Source organism: Rhodospirillales bacterium, assembly GCA_016699855.1.
Lineage (GTDB): Bacteria > Pseudomonadota > Alphaproteobacteria > Reyranellales > Reyranellaceae.
Map to the genome: position 1 here is coordinate 2,996,399 of CP064988.1, position 17,013 is coordinate 3,013,411.

19 protein-coding genes, 1 tRNA gene and 1 pseudogene are annotated in these 17,013 nt (G+C 64.9%); 14 read left to right on the forward strand and 7 right to left on the reverse strand.

The features are described 5' to 3' along the window. Window positions 1–381: 381 nt before the first annotated feature. The 11 genes and pseudogenes from IPK81_14055 (at window position 382) to IPK81_14105 (ending at window position 7,374) form a co-directional block, all read left to right on the forward strand. Complete coding sequence (locus IPK81_14055; GenBank protein QQS10760.1) at window positions 382–561, forward strand: hypothetical protein; 180 nt, start codon at window positions 382–384, stop codon at window positions 559–561. A 14-nt stretch (window positions 562–575) separates the two neighbouring features. Then, on the forward strand, window positions 576–1,019 hold the full coding sequence (locus tag IPK81_14060; protein QQS10761.1) for a hypothetical protein: 444 nt from the start codon (window positions 576–578) through the stop codon (window positions 1,017–1,019). A gap of 100 nt (window positions 1,020–1,119) precedes the next feature. Next, window positions 1,120–1,725, forward strand: coding sequence for a hypothetical protein (locus IPK81_14065; protein QQS10762.1), 606 nt, complete (start codon window positions 1,120–1,122; stop codon window positions 1,723–1,725). Then, on the forward strand, window positions 1,722–2,021 hold the full coding sequence (locus tag IPK81_14070; GenBank protein ID QQS10763.1) for a hypothetical protein: 300 nt from the start codon (window positions 1,722–1,724) through the stop codon (window positions 2,019–2,021). The genes IPK81_14065 and IPK81_14070 overlap by 4 nt, the downstream gene beginning before the upstream one ends. Before the next feature lie 43 nt (window positions 2,022–2,064). Beyond that, complete coding sequence (locus IPK81_14075) at window positions 2,065–4,011, forward strand: hypothetical protein (protein ID QQS10764.1); 1,947 nt, start codon at window positions 2,065–2,067, stop codon at window positions 4,009–4,011. Window positions 4,012–4,108: 97 nt separating this feature from the next. After that, window positions 4,109–4,483, forward strand: a complete 375-nt coding sequence (locus IPK81_14080) for a hypothetical protein (GenBank protein QQS15261.1) — start codon at window positions 4,109–4,111, stop codon at window positions 4,481–4,483. Beyond that, window positions 4,480–4,695, forward strand: a complete 216-nt coding sequence (locus tag IPK81_14085) for a hypothetical protein (protein QQS10765.1) — start codon at window positions 4,480–4,482, stop codon at window positions 4,693–4,695. Before IPK81_14080 ends, IPK81_14085 begins: the two co-directional genes overlap by 4 nt. Window positions 4,696–5,453: 758 nt before the next feature. Beyond that, window positions 5,454–5,753 (forward strand): hypothetical protein, encoded by a 300-nt coding sequence (locus IPK81_14090; GenBank protein QQS10766.1) that lies wholly within the window; start codon window positions 5,454–5,456, stop codon window positions 5,751–5,753. Window positions 5,754–5,839: 86 nt separating this feature from the next. Beyond that, on the forward strand, window positions 5,840–6,022 hold the full coding sequence (locus IPK81_14095) for a hypothetical protein (GenBank protein ID QQS10767.1): 183 nt from the start codon (window positions 5,840–5,842) through the stop codon (window positions 6,020–6,022). A 12-nt stretch (window positions 6,023–6,034) separates the two neighbouring features. Then, entirely contained in the window at window positions 6,035–6,259 is a 225-nt protein-coding gene (locus IPK81_14100; protein ID QQS10768.1) for a hypothetical protein, read from the forward strand. Window positions 6,260–6,413: 154 nt separating this feature from the next. Continuing rightward, window positions 6,414–7,374: pseudogene (locus IPK81_14105) on the forward strand (IS630 family transposase). On the opposite strand, the gene IPK81_14110 reads toward IPK81_14105, so the two are convergent. The 3 genes from IPK81_14110 to IPK81_14120 form a co-directional block, all read right to left on the reverse strand. Beyond that, on the reverse strand, window positions 7,371–7,676 hold the full coding sequence (locus tag IPK81_14110) for a hypothetical protein (GenBank protein QQS10769.1): 306 nt from the start codon (window positions 7,674–7,676) through the stop codon (window positions 7,371–7,373). The pseudogene IPK81_14105 and the gene IPK81_14110 sit on opposite strands and share 4 nt — an antisense overlap. A gap of 892 nt (window positions 7,677–8,568) precedes the next feature. Beyond that, a complete protein-coding gene (locus IPK81_14115) occupies window positions 8,569–10,686 on the reverse strand; it encodes a S8 family peptidase (GenBank protein ID QQS15115.1) in 2,118 nt (705 codons plus the stop codon). A gap of 219 nt (window positions 10,687–10,905) precedes the next feature. Continuing rightward, a complete protein-coding gene (locus IPK81_14120) occupies window positions 10,906–11,901 on the reverse strand; it encodes an ATP-binding protein (GenBank protein ID QQS10770.1) in 996 nt (331 codons plus the stop codon). A gap of 688 nt (window positions 11,902–12,589) precedes the next feature. Here IPK81_14120 and IPK81_14125 point away from each other — a divergent pair. Beyond that, window positions 12,590–13,084: a hypothetical protein gene (locus IPK81_14125; protein ID QQS10771.1), complete on the forward strand. Its 495-nt coding sequence runs from the start codon at window positions 12,590–12,592 to the stop codon at window positions 13,082–13,084. A gap of 117 nt (window positions 13,085–13,201) precedes the next feature. Here the strand turns inward: IPK81_14125 and IPK81_14130 are convergent, their stop codons facing one another. Then, a complete protein-coding gene (locus tag IPK81_14130; GenBank protein QQS10772.1) occupies window positions 13,202–13,693 on the reverse strand; it encodes a hypothetical protein in 492 nt (163 codons plus the stop codon). Between the two features lie 294 nt (window positions 13,694–13,987). Between IPK81_14130 and IPK81_14135 the strand changes: the two genes are divergently transcribed. Beyond that, window positions 13,988–14,368, forward strand: a complete 381-nt coding sequence (locus IPK81_14135) for a hypothetical protein (GenBank protein ID QQS10773.1) — start codon at window positions 13,988–13,990, stop codon at window positions 14,366–14,368. Continuing rightward, window positions 14,365–14,619, forward strand: a complete 255-nt coding sequence (locus IPK81_14140) for a hypothetical protein (GenBank protein ID QQS10774.1) — start codon at window positions 14,365–14,367, stop codon at window positions 14,617–14,619. Before IPK81_14135 ends, IPK81_14140 begins: the two co-directional genes overlap by 4 nt. A gap of 686 nt (window positions 14,620–15,305) precedes the next feature. Here IPK81_14140 and IPK81_14145 read toward each other — a convergent pair. The 3 genes from IPK81_14145 to IPK81_14155 form a co-directional block, all read right to left on the reverse strand. Beyond that, a complete protein-coding gene (locus IPK81_14145; GenBank protein ID QQS15116.1) occupies window positions 15,306–15,878 on the reverse strand; it encodes a PIN domain-containing protein in 573 nt (190 codons plus the stop codon). A 20-nt stretch (window positions 15,879–15,898) separates the two neighbouring features. After that, window positions 15,899–16,363, reverse strand: a complete 465-nt coding sequence (locus IPK81_14150; protein QQS10775.1) for a helix-turn-helix domain-containing protein — start codon at window positions 16,361–16,363, stop codon at window positions 15,899–15,901. A gap of 312 nt (window positions 16,364–16,675) precedes the next feature. Beyond that, window positions 16,676–16,750, reverse strand: a tRNA-Thr gene (locus IPK81_14155). Between the last annotated feature and the right edge of the window lie 263 nt (window positions 16,751–17,013).

The following is a 17,013-nucleotide window of genomic DNA, read 5'->3' on the forward strand; positions in this document are numbered from 1 at the left end:
CGCCAGGCCGCGCGCGTCGCCTCGAGTCGCGTCGACGCCAGGCCGCGCGCCGCCGCCCGTCATGCTGCGCCGCCGTCCGGCCCGCCGCGCCGCACCATCCGCCGCCCGTCCAAACGCGCCGCGCATTTCGCCAGCGATCCGACGCCGGAGCGCTCCGACCGCGTCGCGGAGCTCCGCCGTCGCGCCGCCAGCGAGCCGCGCGGATAGGAAGGCGACGGCGGCGCGGCGCGCGCGCCTGGTATCGGCGGCGGTTGTTCTTTCGCGCTTTCAAAAACCTTTTGACGCGCCGCTTTTAGCTATTGAACGCGCCGCGAATCGCCGTATCTTTCACTTATCGACGGCGCGGAAAGGTCCGCTCCGGAAACGCCAAAGGGGCAGCAAGTGGAAATCATCCTCATATCGTTTCAGCACGCGCCGGGGCACTCGCTGGTTTGCGCGATCATGTTCGTAAGCGTCATCGTGGCGAGCGCGTGCATGGTGGTCGGCGCCATCCAAATCGACCGCGCCCGCTCCGCGCCGGCCCGCATGCTGGCGGCGCGCCGTCGCCGCATCGGCCGCTAAGAGGAGTCCGGAACATGGGCGCCTCGCTGGAAATCTACCACCCGCAACCCGCCACCGACTCGCGCGTCGCCGCTGTCCTAGACGCCGGCGCGTGCGATGATTGGCTGGAAATGATCTATGACGAGTCGAGCGGCGGTTTCGCCGCGCCGGACTCCGTCGACTGCCGCACGGCGGCGGAGGAATACGCCGCGGCCGTGTCGGGCGACGGTATCGACACGTCCGAGTCCGTTGTCGCCGCGCTGGCCGATTACTTCGCGGCGGAGTGCGCGGCCGCGGTGGCGTGGTATCAGGCGCGCGACGCGGCGCCGCCCGTAGACTGGCGCGACGTCGAGTCCAATCTCCGGTGCGGCGTGATGGACGCTGAACCGGATGAGGATGTCGACAATCTGCCCGATACGGAATACCGCCTCGCGCTGCTAGGCGCCGCCGACGCAATCGACACGATGTTGAACGCCTAAGCGCCGGTTTGTGGCATCCGGCCCGCGCGGCCGGATGTCATGAGCGCGGCGCGCTCCGCACCGGAATTGTCTGGCGCGAAAATCCCAAAGGGGGAATCCAATGGGCGATAGATTCATCGCGGCGGAGGCGGCGGCCGGCTGCCTGTCAGACGCGATTTACGACGTCGACAAATACGACGCGGACTCGCTCCGCGACTCGGTTTTCGACGATCACATTGCGTCCGCCGTTGAATCGGCGTGCGTCTACTATCACGCCTGCGCCGAGATCATTTCGCGCTACGAACATGACTACGGCCGCGACGCGGAAGACTTGGCGGACGGCGCCGGCCCGATCTACAAAGCGAGTCAGTGGCAAGAGGCGCAAGTCGCCTATGCTGCGGCTATCTGCGACGCGGCGATCCGCGCGGAGGCGGAAACGCTGTTATCGGAAGTCGCGGAGCGCGCCGACTCGCTGGCGGCGCTCGCGAACGAAAACGGCGCGAGCGGTATCGACGCGAGCGATTTGCGCGTCACGCTCAATTGCCCCCATGGGCGGGCGCCGCATGAGCGCGAAACGGCGGACGGCGCGCATATCTGGCAGCCGGGAGAGTTGGAAGGCTGCCGCGCCGTCGCGATAGACGCCGGCCCGTTTTGGCTTTCCTACACATGGACTCCGGAAGCGCCGGCCGATGACGCCAGCGCCGACGCGCCGGAGTCCGGCCGATGACGCCCGCGGCATTCGATCCGCTGGCGTCGGTCGACGCAAGCCGCGGCGCGCCCATGGGCCGCGCGTCGCGACTCAGTCCGGATTTCGGCGGCGCACTTCGACTCGCCAAGGTCCGGCTGGACTCCGGCGGCTATGACCGCGGCGGCGCCTATTGGGGTTGTCGCGAGCGCGGCGAGTCGCTTTTCGTCGCGTGGTCGACGGAGTTTCACGCCGTCGCGTTCCTAGACGCGCCGGACCGCGACACGGCGCGCGCCCGCATCCTCGCGCGCGTGCCAGCCGCCATGATCCGACACTGACGCATCGCGGAGCGGGCGCGCGCCGCCCGCTCAACCATGCGCCATGACGGCACATGCCGCTCGGATATGTCCGGCGGAAAACTCAATGGGAGTTAAGACAATGGCTAAGATCGCTCGCGCCAAGGCGCCCAAGGTTCCGACCCTCCGTAAGCTCGTCGACATGGTTTCGGCCGTGATCGAAACGCGCAATTCGATTCCCGTCCTGGGCGCCGTGCTCTTGACGCCGCGCGCCGACGGCGCTTCGGAGCTCCGCGCGACCGACATGGACTCCACCGTCACGGTCGCGTGCGCCATCGCCGCGGCCGCTCCGGCGTTGCTCAACGCGAAGGCGCTATCCCTCGCGGTCGACAAGGCGACGTCGGCGGAGCTCGCGCCCGGCAACATGATGACGCACGCCGCGGCCGGCCGGCTGGTCGACGTCGGCGCCGTCGACTGCGCGGCCGTGCCATCCGACTTCCCCATGCTCGCGACCGATCAACAGTGGACCGGCGGCGCGACGTTCCGCGCCGGCGCCCTGGCCGAGTCGCTGGCGTGGATCGCGCCGTGTATCTCGCGCGAGGAAACGAGGTACTATCTCAATGGCGTGTATTTCCACGCCGACCCGGACTCGCCCGCGACGCTCAAGATGGTGGCGACGGATGGGCACCGGCTGAAAATCGACTCGCTGGCGTGCCCCGACCCCGACGACTTCGCGTGCGGCGACACGATCATCGTTCCGCGCCGCGCCGTCGACCTCATCATCCGCGCGTGCGGACTGTACGGGCCCGAAGAGTCCGTGCGGCTCGACTGGAACGCCGCGCGCATCCAAGTCAGCATCGGCCCCTTCGGCGCCGTGACCATCGACTCCAAGGTGATCGACGGCACCTTCCCGGCTTACGATCGCGTCATCGGTTCCGCCGACGCGCCGGCCGTGTCGATCGTTTTCGCCCCGGCGGACCGGCCGGCTTTCGTCGCGGCCTGGAAGGCGCATCGCGCCGCGTCGGGCCGGAGCAAGGTCGACGTGGTGCGCGTGTCGCGCGCCGCCGGCGCCTACTTCCCCGGTCAGGGGAACGACGCGCCGGGGGAAGTCGCCTACAACGCCGGCTATCTCAATAGCATGCTGTGCGACGACTCCGTCGTGTTGAGCGTCCCGCGGAATATCGACACCGGCGCGCCGGCGTTCGACTCGCTGACCCGCGTCACCTACCCGGCGCATCCGCGGCGCCTCGGCGTGCTCATGCCCATGCGCGACGCGACTCCGCCGGATCCGACGCCGGAAGATGCGGCCTGGGCCGCGACGCACGGCGCGACGCTCCGGGCGGAGCGGGACGGGGAGCGGGACCGCAAGGCGGCGGAGCGGGCGGCGGCGAAGATCGCGGAGTCGCGCCTCGCGCCCGATTACACCCCATGGGGCCGCGCGCAGTCGACGGCGGAGCTCGCGCCGGGAATCTGGCACGTCGGAACGCCGTCGCATGGCGGCTTCCGCGTCGCCGATCATCTGGTGGCCGAAATGGACTCGCGGTTGCCCGGAGCGAGCGCCGCCATGGGCCGCCGCGACGCTGGCGACTGGTGGTTTGAGGAGGATTGCGATTGGGCCGCCGTCGCCCTGGCGTGGCCCGAGCTCTTCAAGCCGGCCGACGTCGACGCCGCGCACCGAACGGCGCGGCGCTGGCGCGCGGCGTGGTATTTCGGGCCGCTGGTGGACTCGGCGCCGGAGCCCGACGCCGCGCATTTCGTCGCCACGCCCGGCATGCGCGACGACGATTGGGGGTACGCCGGAGCACACGCCACGATCCGCCGGTCACGGCCGGTCGACAGGTCCGGCTACCAGGTCGACGGGCCGCTGTCGGCGCCGCCGGCCGAGTCGCGCGTCATCGTGATCGGCGCCGGCTCCGATACGCCGTTCGGCGCCGCGCTCCGCGCGCGCATCGCGGCGCAAGGCTACGTCGTCGCGGCCGAAACGCAAGGCGCCGTCGTCGCAGAAACGCTCTACGCCGTCGCGGCCGAATAGCCGGACGCATCGCAGGGACGGCGCCGCGCGCGCCGTTCCGACCATGCGCCCGCATGCGGCGGCGGAATGTTCCACGCCGGAAACGATGGAGTCGAACATGAAAGAGCGAATCTTTGAGTGCCAGAATTGCGACTGGCACGGCGCGGAGGATGCGACGCGCGAGGCGCGCGACGTCGCGCAACGTCACGAGGAAGGCGACACGTTTTCGGATCGTGAATGCCCGAAGTGCGGCGCGCTGGTTTTCCCGCGGGATGGTGCGGCGAGCTCCGCGCCGGCCCCGCTCGAGCCTGGCGCCACGCCGGAGTCCATGGCGCGGGAAGCCGAGTCCATGCTCCGCCGCGCCCGCGACATGCTGATCCAGGCCGGAGCGCCGCGCGCCGCCGACAAGGTCCGCGCCGCGATCAAAAGCGCCGGCGGAGCGGTCCGGCATGCGGAAGGCAAGGCGGCGCGCCAGCCGGAGCGCGGGACATGAGCGCGCGCCCGTTGCCGCGCTTGGCCGCGGCGCTCCGCCGCGTCGCGTGCCTGAATGCCAGCGAGGCGGAGTCGTGCGTCGCTGCCCATCGCGCCGGCCTTGCCTATGCGTGCGAGGCAGTCGACCATTTCGGCGGGTGCGTCGCCGCGCTCCGCGCCGCCATCTCCAAGCGCCGCCACTGGCGCCAGCCTGCCAAGGTGCGCCCATGCTAGAGCTCGCAATCGTTCCGCTCTTGCTACTCGCCCATTGGCTGGCGGGTCGGCGTATCAAACACCATCGCACCGGCATACCGCCGCCCCTCCCGCGGAAGCTCCGCCGCCATAGGAAGCGAAGGCGGAAACCACCCTAGACGATAGAGCGCCGGATCCTGATAGATCCGGCGCTTTCGTTTGTCTGGGTCATTGGCGGCTAGGGCCGCAAAAGATAGGAGCGCGTCAGCGTCGCCTGAACACCTAGCCTGGCGACGCGACGTCAGCCTCACGCCGGCGGAGTCTGCGACGGTATCCGCGAAGGTCGGCTGCCCGATGGCGCTCCGGCTTGGCCGCCGCCGCCGTGCGACAGATTATGCCGTCGTTGGATGATGCAAAACCCCAGCCTACCCACCAGCGATGGGTGGGGGGGGGAGGCAAATCTCTAGAACTAGTGGCGATCCTTACCGCCCGGGGTGTCACGCGCATATTTTTTTTCTGCGCCCCGGAATTTCAGCCGATTCCCGAATCCACCCGAAAGAACGCAGCGTTTGCAACGTTCCGCCGCCGCAGCGGAGCGAATTATTGTACCAAATCCAGATTTTCGGAATCCGGACCTTTTGGGCGATCCGTTGGAGGCACCATCAGCATCGGATGCGATTCGCCACGTTGCGATTGGGCGTGAGCGATGACCGCTGATCGGCTCCCCGGCTGATCGGCCCCCCGCCGGCGCCGCGCTCCTGATCGACCGCGTCGACGGCAGCGACCTCGACGACACCGACATGGCGGCGCTGCGGGCGCTCGGAGAGGGGCGGCCGGCGGTCGGGATCCTCAACGGCTTGGCGCGGGACCAGCGCGACGCGGCGCTGCGGGCGATGCGGGCGGCACACTTCGGCGACGTGGCGCCGAGCCGGGCGGCGAAAAGGATCACCTCTGCGCTCGCGCGGTACGAGGCCGCGGGGTGGTCGGCGGATCGAAGCACCGGGCGCACGCCGAGGGCAGGAACGCTGCGGCGCGGGCTTTTCGACGTGCTCAGCCTCGGCCCGGCGCCGGGCTGGCGGACGACGCTCGACGCGCTCTAGCCTTTGCAAAAAGTAGCCGGGTCGTTGCAAAGCGAGCCCGTCATCCTGACCGCCACAGGAGACGAAGAATGCGAGCCATAGCGCGCATGTTCACCGGGCCGGGGCGGACGCCTCTGGCGTACCAGGCCGCGCTACTGCGCACCGAGCGGCGCCACGCCGTGATCGACGAGGCGCACCGGACCATGAACCAAGCGCGGACGGCATATCTGCTGGATGATCACTTTCCGCTCGCGCGCACCGTCGGGCATGCGATGGACGCCCTCGACTAGGCGGCCGCGATCGTGCAACTCCTGAGCGACCGTGTCGGCGCGGCGGCTGAGGAGCACCGGGCGGAGCGCGAGGCGGCGCTTGTCGCGGACCGCACCGCGATCGCGCGCGACGCCGTCGCTATGGCCCTCGATCTCCGCGAGATCGCCGGCGCCAAGGTCGCGCGCACCGCGCCGGCCGGCGCCGACCGCCCCGGCGCCGTGACGGAACCCACGCCGATCAACGCCGGCGAGGGCTGAGCCGATGCCGGCCCGCGCCGCGATCCCGCCTGAAGCGGAGGCCGCGCTCGCCGAGTTCGTCCTAGAGCGGGATGAGTTGAGTCGGAATCGAAGGGGGATTCCCAAGAGGTCGAGAAGTGATTCAAGACGCTGGCTGGGCAGGAGGCCAGCAAAGATGGCTCGACCCTACTCGATGGACCTTCGTGAGCGCGTGGTGCGGGCGGTCGAAGAGGAAGGCCTGTCGCGCAACAAGGCGGCCAGCCGTTTCGGCATAGGCATCAAGACGGCGATCGACTGGGTCGCAGGCACCGGGAGACGGGCAGCGTGGCGGCCAAGCCGATGGGTGGCTGCCGGCCGAAGAAGATCGTGGGCGCGTATCGGGACTGGCTGCTCGAGCGCTGCCGGGCGCAGGACTTCACGCTGCGCGGCCTGGTCGGCGAGCTGGCCGGGCGCGGCCTGCGGGTCGACTACCGGACGGTGTGGGAGTTCGTCCACGGCGAGAAGCGCAGTTATAGAAAAAGACGCTGGTCGCCAGCGAGCGCGACCGGCCGGACGTAGCGCGCCGCCGCCCGCGGTGGAGGGACCATCAGGGCCACATCGACGCCGCCCGCCTGGTCTTCATCGACGAGACCTGGACCAAGACCAACATGGCGCCGCTGCGCGGATGGGCGCCGCGCGGACAACGCCTGCCGGGCAAGGCGCCGCACGGCCGCTGGACGACCATGACCTTCCTGGCCGCCCTGCGGCACGACCGGCTCACCGCGCCGTGGCTCATCGACGGCCCCATCGATGGTCAGAGCTTCCTCCAGTACGTCGAGCAGGTTCTCGCGCCCACCCTCCAGCCGGGCGACATCGTCGTCATGGACAATCTCGGCTCCCACAAGGGCGAGGCCGTCCGCCACGCCGTCCGCGCCGTCGGCGCCAAGCTCTTCTTCCTGCCCAAGTACTCCCCGGATCTCAATCCGATCGAGCGGTTCTTCGCCAAGCTCAAGCACTGGCTGCGCAAGGCCGGCGAACGCTCCGTCGACGCCGTCTACAACGCCATCGCCGACATCCTGCCCATGACCACTCCCGAAGAATGCTCAAACTACTTCGCCCACGCCGGATATTCCCGACATCATCCCATCACGCTCTAGCCGACTCCGCCGTCGAGCGTGCGCGGCTTCGGTTCGCGGCGCGCGAGGTCGAGATCGCGCAGGCCGTGTGCCGTGAGTACCAGCCTGCGCCCGGCGCGACGGCGGCCGCGATCCGCTAGGCGCGCGCCGCTGCGGCCCGGCGCCTGGCGGATGCGCGGTACACGACTTTCCGATGAGAGCTTGCCGAGCTCGCCGTCGACATTGTGAACCAAACCCGCCACCGCGAGCGCGCGCTGCGCCAGCTCGACGCCTTTGCCGATCTCGGCGAGCCGGTGCCCCCTGTCGACGTCGTCGCGACCCACGATGGGGAGCGTCGCCTGACCCTGGGCGTCGGACGCAAGACCTTAGATTTCGACTTGCCGATCCCAATCAACCGCGGCGTCTACGCCGACGATCGCGCCTACGTCCGCGGCGACTGCGTCACGCACAGCGGATGCTTGTGGATCGCGCGCGGGCCGGCATCCGGATGCATGCCGGGCGTCAGCTCGGAATGGAGGCTCGCCGTGGTTAAAGGGCGCAACTGGCGCGACGCCGACCACCGCCGCGGCGCGCGGACGAAGACCTGAGGAGCACAACATGAACGGCGAACGCATCGTCGCCGCGCTGGCGGTCGTCGACTCCAGGGGCGGGCTCGCCGTCGCGGAGCGGCGCGTCGAGGAGACGGAGCGGCGGCGCTCCGACGCCGTCGGGCTGTTCTCCCAGGTCCGCGTCGAGGCGCAGCGGGAGTTTAACACCACCGGCGAACTCGTCGCCGACATGCGCGCCGCGGACGAGCTGCTGCGGCGCGAGGCGAAGACGGCCGAGACGGAGGCGGAGGAAGCGAAAGCCCACCTCGAGCCCGTGCGCCGCGACGTCGCGGCGGAGCTCGCCGCCGTCACCGTGCCGGCCCGGCGCGAGGCGCTGGCCGCGATCGTCGCCACCGTCGTCGAGATCGAGGCCGCATTCAAGGTGCTCGACGACAGCGGCCGGGCGTACCACTGCCGCCGCCCCTCGCTGCCGCTGCCGTTCGCCACCCGCGGATACGCGGCGGCTGGATCGCCTGAAGGGCGCTGCGCTGTCGGCGCTGCACCCCGAGTCGCGGAAAGGGCACTCGACGTCGCCGCCCTTGAAGCCAGCAGGGCCGACGCCGGCGGCGAGCCGCTTCCCGGTCGTTTCGCACAGCTCCCGAAAGGGATAGGGGCTTCGGACTCTACGTCAGACCCGCACTCGCACTTGCAGGCGGTCGTACAAGCGAGTTTCCAGCTGATGTTCAAGCTCAACCACAACAGCGTACTGCTGATTGCCGACGTCAGCCCAGCCACGCTCACAACGAACCACTAGGTAATACATATCTCCGTAGTTCTCTGTTCCGCGCTGAAAGGAAACGCTTGCACACTGAAGTGTCCCACGTTCCCGCTGCTGCGGGCCGGGCAAAAGCTTGCAGTCGAATCGTGGACTCAGCTCTGGTTGACGTCCATCACTCTGCGAACGCCTACGAAAGTGGTCAAACACAAATTCCCGCGTACATCCACGGACTAGTCGGAAGCTCATTCCGACTCCCGCGTAGTCGGCCCTCGTATGGCGAACCGGCGAATCATAGGCAAGAGAGACACGAATTGAACGCCGTCCGCCTGCCTGAAAGATCTCCGGAATCGGCAATTCATACACTACGAAGTGATCAATATCTATCTGGTCATCCGCAAAAAGTATGACCCGGTGATCGTCTGAATATGCTGCACGCTCCACGTCCACCATTCCATTCCCGCAGACGAACGTTGGCGCGTGATCTCCTAACGGCTGCAATTTTGCCATCGCTTCTTCAGGGACGCGCGCCGCGTTAACGAGAAGCGCGCGAATCAAATTCGCTGAAGCGTGGGGAAACTGCCTCAGGAGTTGCGCCGCCTTATGTGCGACCATTGGCGCAGCAAAAGACGTGCCTGACGCGCTCGCGAACAACCGGACCATGGGCTGGTGGTGTAGCGTCAGAATACCAGCCGATGGCAATTGCTGACCTACTCTAAGGCGCCTCACCCCCGCATCAAAAACAGCTGTGCCCCCAATATCCACGAGGTCTGGTTTTGTGGCTTTACCAGGCCCGGGGCCAATTCGCGTAAATGGCGACGGCTCCAAAGCTTGCGTTATCGGTCTAACGTGGACTATCTCGGAGAACTCGGGCCCGACGCCTTCACCGTGTGCAAGCGACCCGACTGTCAAAACGTTGATCGCGCCGCCCGGTTCGAATAGGCGATTCTGCGCTTCCAAAAGGTACGCGGGGTACTCCGTTACCGCCTCCTCGAGCGCATCACCACTACGAGGAGATTCGTTGTTCCCGGCGGCGACAATAATCACGGCGTTGAGTTCATGTGCGAGTTCATCAAGTGTCGCGGCCCAAGTGCCAACCTTGCCTCCATCGTATGGCGCACTGCGATCCCCCAAAGCGATGACAAACAGCCGGCATCCGAAGCGCTCATTCAGTGTCGTCAATGCTGCGCGCATCTGTCGGGCAACGAGACTCCTTTCGTCAAATTTTCCGTCTTGGTTGAGAACCCGCGCTGATGCTATGCGCGCGCCTTGCACCAACATATTACTGCCTAGTTGCGCGCGCAAATCGCCGAACAGGGCCACTCCTCCGACACGAGTTCCGTGTCCGAAGTCATCGGCCCCCCCTAGCGCCTCGGGGACCCCAATCGCTCCTGCTATTGCCCCCTCAAAAAGAGGATGCGCATTCAGGCCGCTATCTACCAGACCGATTACCGGGGCATCCGCCGCGACTTGCGATACAGAAGGTAGATTGTCTGCCGTAAGAGCCAAGGCGGCGCCGGTCGCCGCATCCGGCTCGGGTGGCAGGTCAATTGTTGCAATCTCAGTCACCGCTAAAAGGGACCGAGCGATTGATCCGTCCAATCGCGCGCGAAGTAGCGAAATCGAAGGGCCGATATACCTGTCAAACACTTCGCCATGATGGGTGGTGATATATGCCTCTATATCGTTCAGCTTACGCTGTCTGAGGTCGCTACTTCCGAAGTCCCAGAGTTCGATATCAACAACAAAAGATTGATCGAGAGAAAAATCGTCGGGGTTGATGTAGCCTTGCTCGCGTAGTCGGCGGCCAATTCTGTCTTCCGGCGCTAGGTCGCCTATTTCTTCAATCCGTCCGATGAATCCGCTATAGGGCGGAGCTACGCGGCCTGGCTGAATGCCGGAAGAGTACGCCTCAAGGCGTGAACGGAAATCGGAAACTTCATCACTCGAGGAGAAGAGGATCAACGATTTATCCTGGTCGCTACTCAGAAGAGAGAGCCCCAAACGCTCCCACTCTTTTTCCAGCGTCATTCCCTGCATCTTGACGCGCAGAATTAACGCCGGGTCAACGAACTCCGGCCGACGCCGCCGTCGCTGCTCATTCACTGCCGCATTAAGCTCGGCCCGAAGCTTCGTGCTGTGCAGACGTGTATCACGCACTGGCGCTCCGCCGCCTCCTGGACGCTTTCGCCGCTCGAGCTGCTCTGGAATACGGATCAATCGCAAATGTTGGTAACTCGGCATTTACGCCTAGGCTCCGCCGAGGTTGTTTAGACGGGCGCTCGCAGTTCGACGCCTTGCCTCGTCTGCGATCGCTCGGACGAAGTCCTGTTCGAAAATATCCTTGCGGCGATCAATGACCGCAGCCTTGATCGCCTGAGTGCAAATTCGCTCGATCTCAGCGAATGAGTATCCCACCATCTTGGTCGCGTGCTGCAAAACATCAAATCCAACAGCAGCGTTCTTGAATTTGAATCGCAGAAAGCGCCCGATCATTGCAAGATCGGGCTTGTCGAACCAAATCACCTCATCGAATCGGCGCCAGATCGCGGGGTCGAGGGACTTATCTAAATTGGTCGCTGCAACGAGAAAGCCCTTTGGCTTAATACGATCAATGAAAATCAGAAGGCTGTTGACTACCCGCCGTAGTTCGTTGTGCTCGCCGGCGTCGTCTCGGGCTCTGGCGAGTGCGTCGAACTCGTCCAAAAAAAGAACACAGGGCTGAGCTCGAGCAAACTCGAATACCTTTCGCACGTTTGCCGCTGTCTCACCGAGATATGAAGAGATCAATCGATCGATTTTGACTACGAAGAATGCAAGTCCCGTCTCTGCAGCAAAAATCTCCGCGCAAAGAGTTTTGCCACATCCCGGTGGCCCACATAGCAAAAGCTTTGATCGCACCGTCAATCCGTGACGTCGAATGTCTTCGCCGCGGCGGAACTCCTGAATCAGATCAGTGAGAATCTGAATATTCGCGTGACTAAGCAAGATATCATTTCGATCATGCGATGGCTCGATTCGTTCGACGAAGTTGCTTGTAGCGTCCGGAAATGGAATCAATGGGGCCAAGGTCCGCCCAGCACTTGGATTCGTCGTCGCGCTGTCCAACGCCTTTCGAAGCGACCGCGCAAGCGCGCGATTGTTTTTCCGTTCTTCTTCAGAAATGATTTGCTCCGCCACAGCGCGAAACTCTTCGTCCCGCCCATAGCTGACAAGCAACTTCTTCATCAACTCGCCACGCGCCATGTCCCGCCACCATCATGCCGCTAGAGCATGGCCCAGCAGCACCGCCGATGCTTGTCAGAGCCGGGGTTGTGGCTCTGGAAACGTCGGCGCCCGCGACTGCCATGAGATGTGCTCACACGGTACTGACCCGATAATGGTGCAGTTCGCCGGTGCCGTCGAGGCGCTCAAGTCGTTCCTTGGGGTCGCCCGGCCTGGAGCCTGATCCGCCGCGGCGGTCGACCGGGCGCCGACAGAATACTCAACAACGCCGCCGGCCGCTGTGGCCGTCTGAGACGATCGGCCGGAACCCCGGCCCCAGGGCCGCGCCGGGTCGAGGCGCCGTACAGGGCGATTTCCGGGGGTGTGTCGGCCGACCTGACCCCCGGTCCGAATTTCGCGGCGCTGCACAGGAATGGCCGAACCGGTGCCGCCCCGCGGCGCGCTAGGGATCTGACCGCCCCCGGGGTGGCGGGCCGCCGGTAGGGGGGCCGGGCGGATATCCACAGCCGCCGACCCGTCCACCGGCCAGGGATTTCCGGCGTGCCGCCGCGAATCTGAAGGAAAATGCCGGGGGATCTCACCGGCCGGAAGAACCACGCGGCGCCCGGCTCCATGCTTGAAACTCCCCGTCGCTGCCCCAAATAGGATTTGCGGCGGGGAAATGCTCCGCTGATTTGCATGGGCGCAGGGCCCGGCCGAGCGAGGAATCATGGACACCGGCAAACTGTTTCGGAACGTGTGCGAGTCGCTATGCGGGACTCGTTGGATCCCGGCGATCGCGGAAGCTGTCGAGGTCAACGAGCGAACGGTCCGCCGATGGGCGGCCGGTGACCACGTGCCGCAGGGTGTGTGGCGGCAGCTCCGGGACCTCGACAATGAACGTCGCGTCCTGGCCGATGATCAGTGGCAGCTCATTGACGCGCTCGGGCACACGAGCAACGACCGCGCCGAAATCGGCGAGCGCTGGAACATCCTGTGTGACCAATTGCAGATTGCGCAGGACGTGGCTCGGACCCGCCAAATCGCTCTACTCCGCGCCTTGAGGGAGTGCGCGCATCGGCGCGCGTCGATCGCAACGCTGGAGGCGCTTGAACGCGCTGACGGCGTCGCGCGCGACCGCGTGCGCTCGGTTCAGGGCGCGATGGCTGATTTCTGTAGGGCCAACGTCGAGCCCTATGAGCGCGCCGCCAGCGCGGGTGGTTGACTGCTGACGATATGCCCCGTCCCCGGCGTCGGCGGGGCGATGGTGTGTTCGGGGCGGCTCATCCCTGCGAGTTCAGGCCGCGCCGGCGCGCGGGTCAATGGGGTGGGGAGAAATTGCTCAGAGGGCCTTGATCACAAGGTTGAGCCCGGCGCCCGCGGCGCCGACGATGGCGGTAGCCATGAGGCCGGCAAGCCATTTGTTGCGTTCGACCCACCAGCTCATCTGAGCGAACCGCGACTCTGGCAGCAGTGCGCGATAGGCAATACGGCGACGTTCGATCTCCGGAAGAATGCGGCTGATGTAGGAGGTTGGATCACGCGGCACAATTTTATCAGGAAAACCTTCGCCTCGAAGCAATCGATCCACCTCAGACATGCGTACATAAACTTGGGATACGAATCCCGTCAGCAACGTCGCTCCTTCGTCGATCGCCTTCAAGGCTGGTCGAGGCGGATATCCCTTTGCAGTCTCATATACGGCGGCCATGGTGTCACCGATCTCCCGCTTGAGAACCGGCGTCATGATTGTCCAGAAAACGTCGACTGGGCTGCCTGTAAACTTGAGTCCCTGATAGTGAACTTTGTCGCCCTCTCCGTAGTCGATCTTCACCTCACCGGACCAGTTCATCAGCCAATAAGTGATCTTTTCCCGATCAAGCCGGCGAAACTTCTCCTCAAGCCGAAGTTCCGTCTCGTAGTAGCAGGGCGTCGGAGGGCCATCGCGCTAGCGACCGCTCTTCGCCTTCAGCCCGAGTTCGACGAGCCGGCGGATCGCCTCGGAGCTTTTTAGGTAATACCTTATTGGACTTGCTCATTATTGTGGTAGTACCAGAAAGGCGAGCCGGACGGAAGTGGCAACCTCCGCCCGGCTCTGACCACAACCTGATCCTATGGAGATCACGCGATGGCTGATTTCAACCCTACCACCTCCCCTGACGTCGCGCTGCTCGAGGCCTGGGCCGGATACTGCCGCCAGTCGATCGAGAACATCGCGGCGCCGGCGGGCACCATCGAGGCCGAGGATCAGATGAACACGCGCCTCAAGGTCCATGAGGACGTGCTCGACGATGTCGCGCCGCTCACGACCGAGGGGCTGCGGGTCAAGCTGAAGCATCTACTGATCCGCTACAACGAAGGCGCCGACATCGAAGACGCGCTGATCCATGGCCGCCGACCTTCCGCAGCCGCGTTGAGCGACTACCGCGACGCGCTGCTGTGGCGCCTGCTCGGCGGGCTTCCGGTCGACGTGCCGCTGGCTCCGGTCAAGCGCGCGGCGGTAGCATGAGCGCGCCGCCGGCCAAGCGCCCGACCGGAATGCGGTTCGGCGGCCGGGTCTATCCGACCGCCGACTACGCCGAGGCGTCAGCGATGTTCACGGCGGCGCTGGCCCGCTGGCCGGGACGCTATGCCGACGTCCGGTTTCCGCGGCTGTGTGCCGACGATGGCGCAGAGGTCGGCTACGTATCGAGCAACGGCCGCGTCTGGCTCGGCTCGCCGCTCGGCAACGACGCCGTCTGCGTCTACACGCCGGCGTAGCGCGCGATCGACGACAGGAGCCCGGCTGGCGACGGCCGGGCCCTTGGCGTGTCAGGGCCCTTGAAAACGACCACGCCCGCCGACCGGTCGACTCCGGTGGCGGGCGCGTGGAACCCCGGTGATCGACGCGCCGACCTCTTTGGACGAATGCCTCTTCGCCTATGCAGTTCCGGGGTTATTCCGATGAAATCGCGTAAGAGCGATCTCAAGGACACTTTCAACAACTGCGGGGGTCAACTTTTCGCCCGCTTTTAGTCCGATCTGTTCGTTCAATGAATGCCCGCCTAATTCCGTCGCATACCAGTTTCCTTCTGCGTCGACTCCAATCGTATAATCTCCACGTTTCACGACGCCTTTTGCTCGCGGGTCCACAACGCTGAAGCTAATGAATGCATCTCCGCGACTCTCGGAGCGCTTGTGTTCTCGCTGCTCTCTGACAACCTTCGCCCTTCGTCCCCAAGCCGCGCTCGCGCTTCGCAGGCAAGGCGGGACGATCGACTCGATCTCATCCACGCGGGACCGGAACTCTTTGTCGAGCCGCTTGTTCTCCGCCTGCGTCTGGGCGTTTCGCGCCTCTCTCTCACTGTCGAGCGCCAGGAGCGCTCGTTGCATTCTCTCTCTCGTCATTGTCCGTCCTATCGCTCTCAACGAGGTGTTCCGATGCCTAGCCACTGGAGTTAGGCTTCTTAGATCAACGTGATATCAGATTCTAACTGAATGACCGTGTTTGGGAGCTTCTGCTTAATGAGTGTGTCGAGATATTCGCGAGCAGTCTTGGGGGGACTCTTCAAACGTTGCCGCACTCGACGTGCAGCGGCTACAACTTCAGATTTATTAAGATCGATCTGATAAGTAAGAAAGTCGTCGGGATGTATTAGCTCGATATCGTATGGCTCTAGCGCCGCGGCGGGAAAGTCCTTTTTGTTGAAAGAAACTATCGCGTCGACGCGCCCCCGAATGGCGGCAGCAAGGACGTGGCGATCATTCGGATCCGGCAACGCCAAACACGGGATCAAAGACTCGTATCCGTCAATCAGGCAATGCTCAGCATGAAGGTCCATGAGCGTTCTTGTTCGTTCGAGTGCGTCCTTCGCAACATCGGGATTGTCACGGAGGACGGCGCCCATCCACTCATCGTGGATTTTCGCCGTCCACCGCGCTCGATAAACGCCCTTGGCCGCAAGCTCTAGAAGCAAATCTCGCAACGGTGCCGGGTAAAGCGTGCAGGCGTCGAGGATGACAGCGAATGCTGAATTGATTCGCGCCATGGCGACGGCTTTTAGTACCCCATTCCGTTCTGCTGCGCGATCGCGGCTAGCTCATCCAACGCACTCTCGCGAGTCTGATCACGCTCGCGCTTGTACCCAAGCAATGCGGAAAACTCGATCCGCCGATGGGTCCCGACCTTGGTGAATTTAATCTTGCCCTCTTCCAAGAGCTTGATCAAATACGGACGAGACACGTGCAGCAGATCCGCCGCCTCCTGTGTGGTTAGCTGCGCTTTCATAGGCAGCACCTGCGCCGGCTCCCCGCGAGCAACGGCCGCTAGTATTTCGATCATTGGACGCAGGATAGTAAGCGGAAGGTCGAGGACCTCCACATTGTCACCTCGAGCGACGGACAGGGAAATCCGAACCCGCTCATTAACGTAATGAGCAAGCTGCTGGCTCGAAGTCCTAGCGGCATCCATCTCTGTGAGCGTCGGAGGCGCATCCTGCGTGCGCTCCATGTCGAGAAGTGCCATGCTCATTTCGCCCTCCATGGCTTGACCGTAAGTATGTGGTCATATTCGCAATAAACGCAACGGTTTTCACCCCACTGGAGTTCCAGCGCCAGTTTTCGCAATAAACGAATTAACGCATTACCCAAGGCATAATTTTGGTTCACAACGCGGGCGCTGATAGCCACGACGTGACCCTCCCCCATTTGATCGAGCGGCAGACGCAACGGACGAGCCTGCGCAACGTTGCTAAATCTAGCTATGGCCCTTCGTGGTCCCCCGGTGGTCCCCCGGAGGGGCGGACGGAGCGACCTAGGCCGAAAAGTGCATTAAAAATGGTGCCCCGAGTCGGATTTGAACCAACGGCCTACCGCTTACGAAGCGGTTGCTCTACCGCTGAGCTATCGGGGCGACGGGCGCGGTCATACGGGAAAGAGCGGGCCGACGCAAGGGCGACCCCCGGCGGCGGGCGGGCGCCCACCGGCGCCGGCGCGCGCCGTATCCGGCCCATCAAACGCCCGCAAATCACCATCTTCGATCCCGATCCTGAGGCACCCGCCGACCGCGCCGGCCGTTCCCGTCCGGACGCCGGTCAAATCGGCGTGTGGCGCGGGGATGGCGGCCGCCGCGCCGCCCTATGAAACTGGTACACAAGAGCCCGCCGCCGCGCTCTC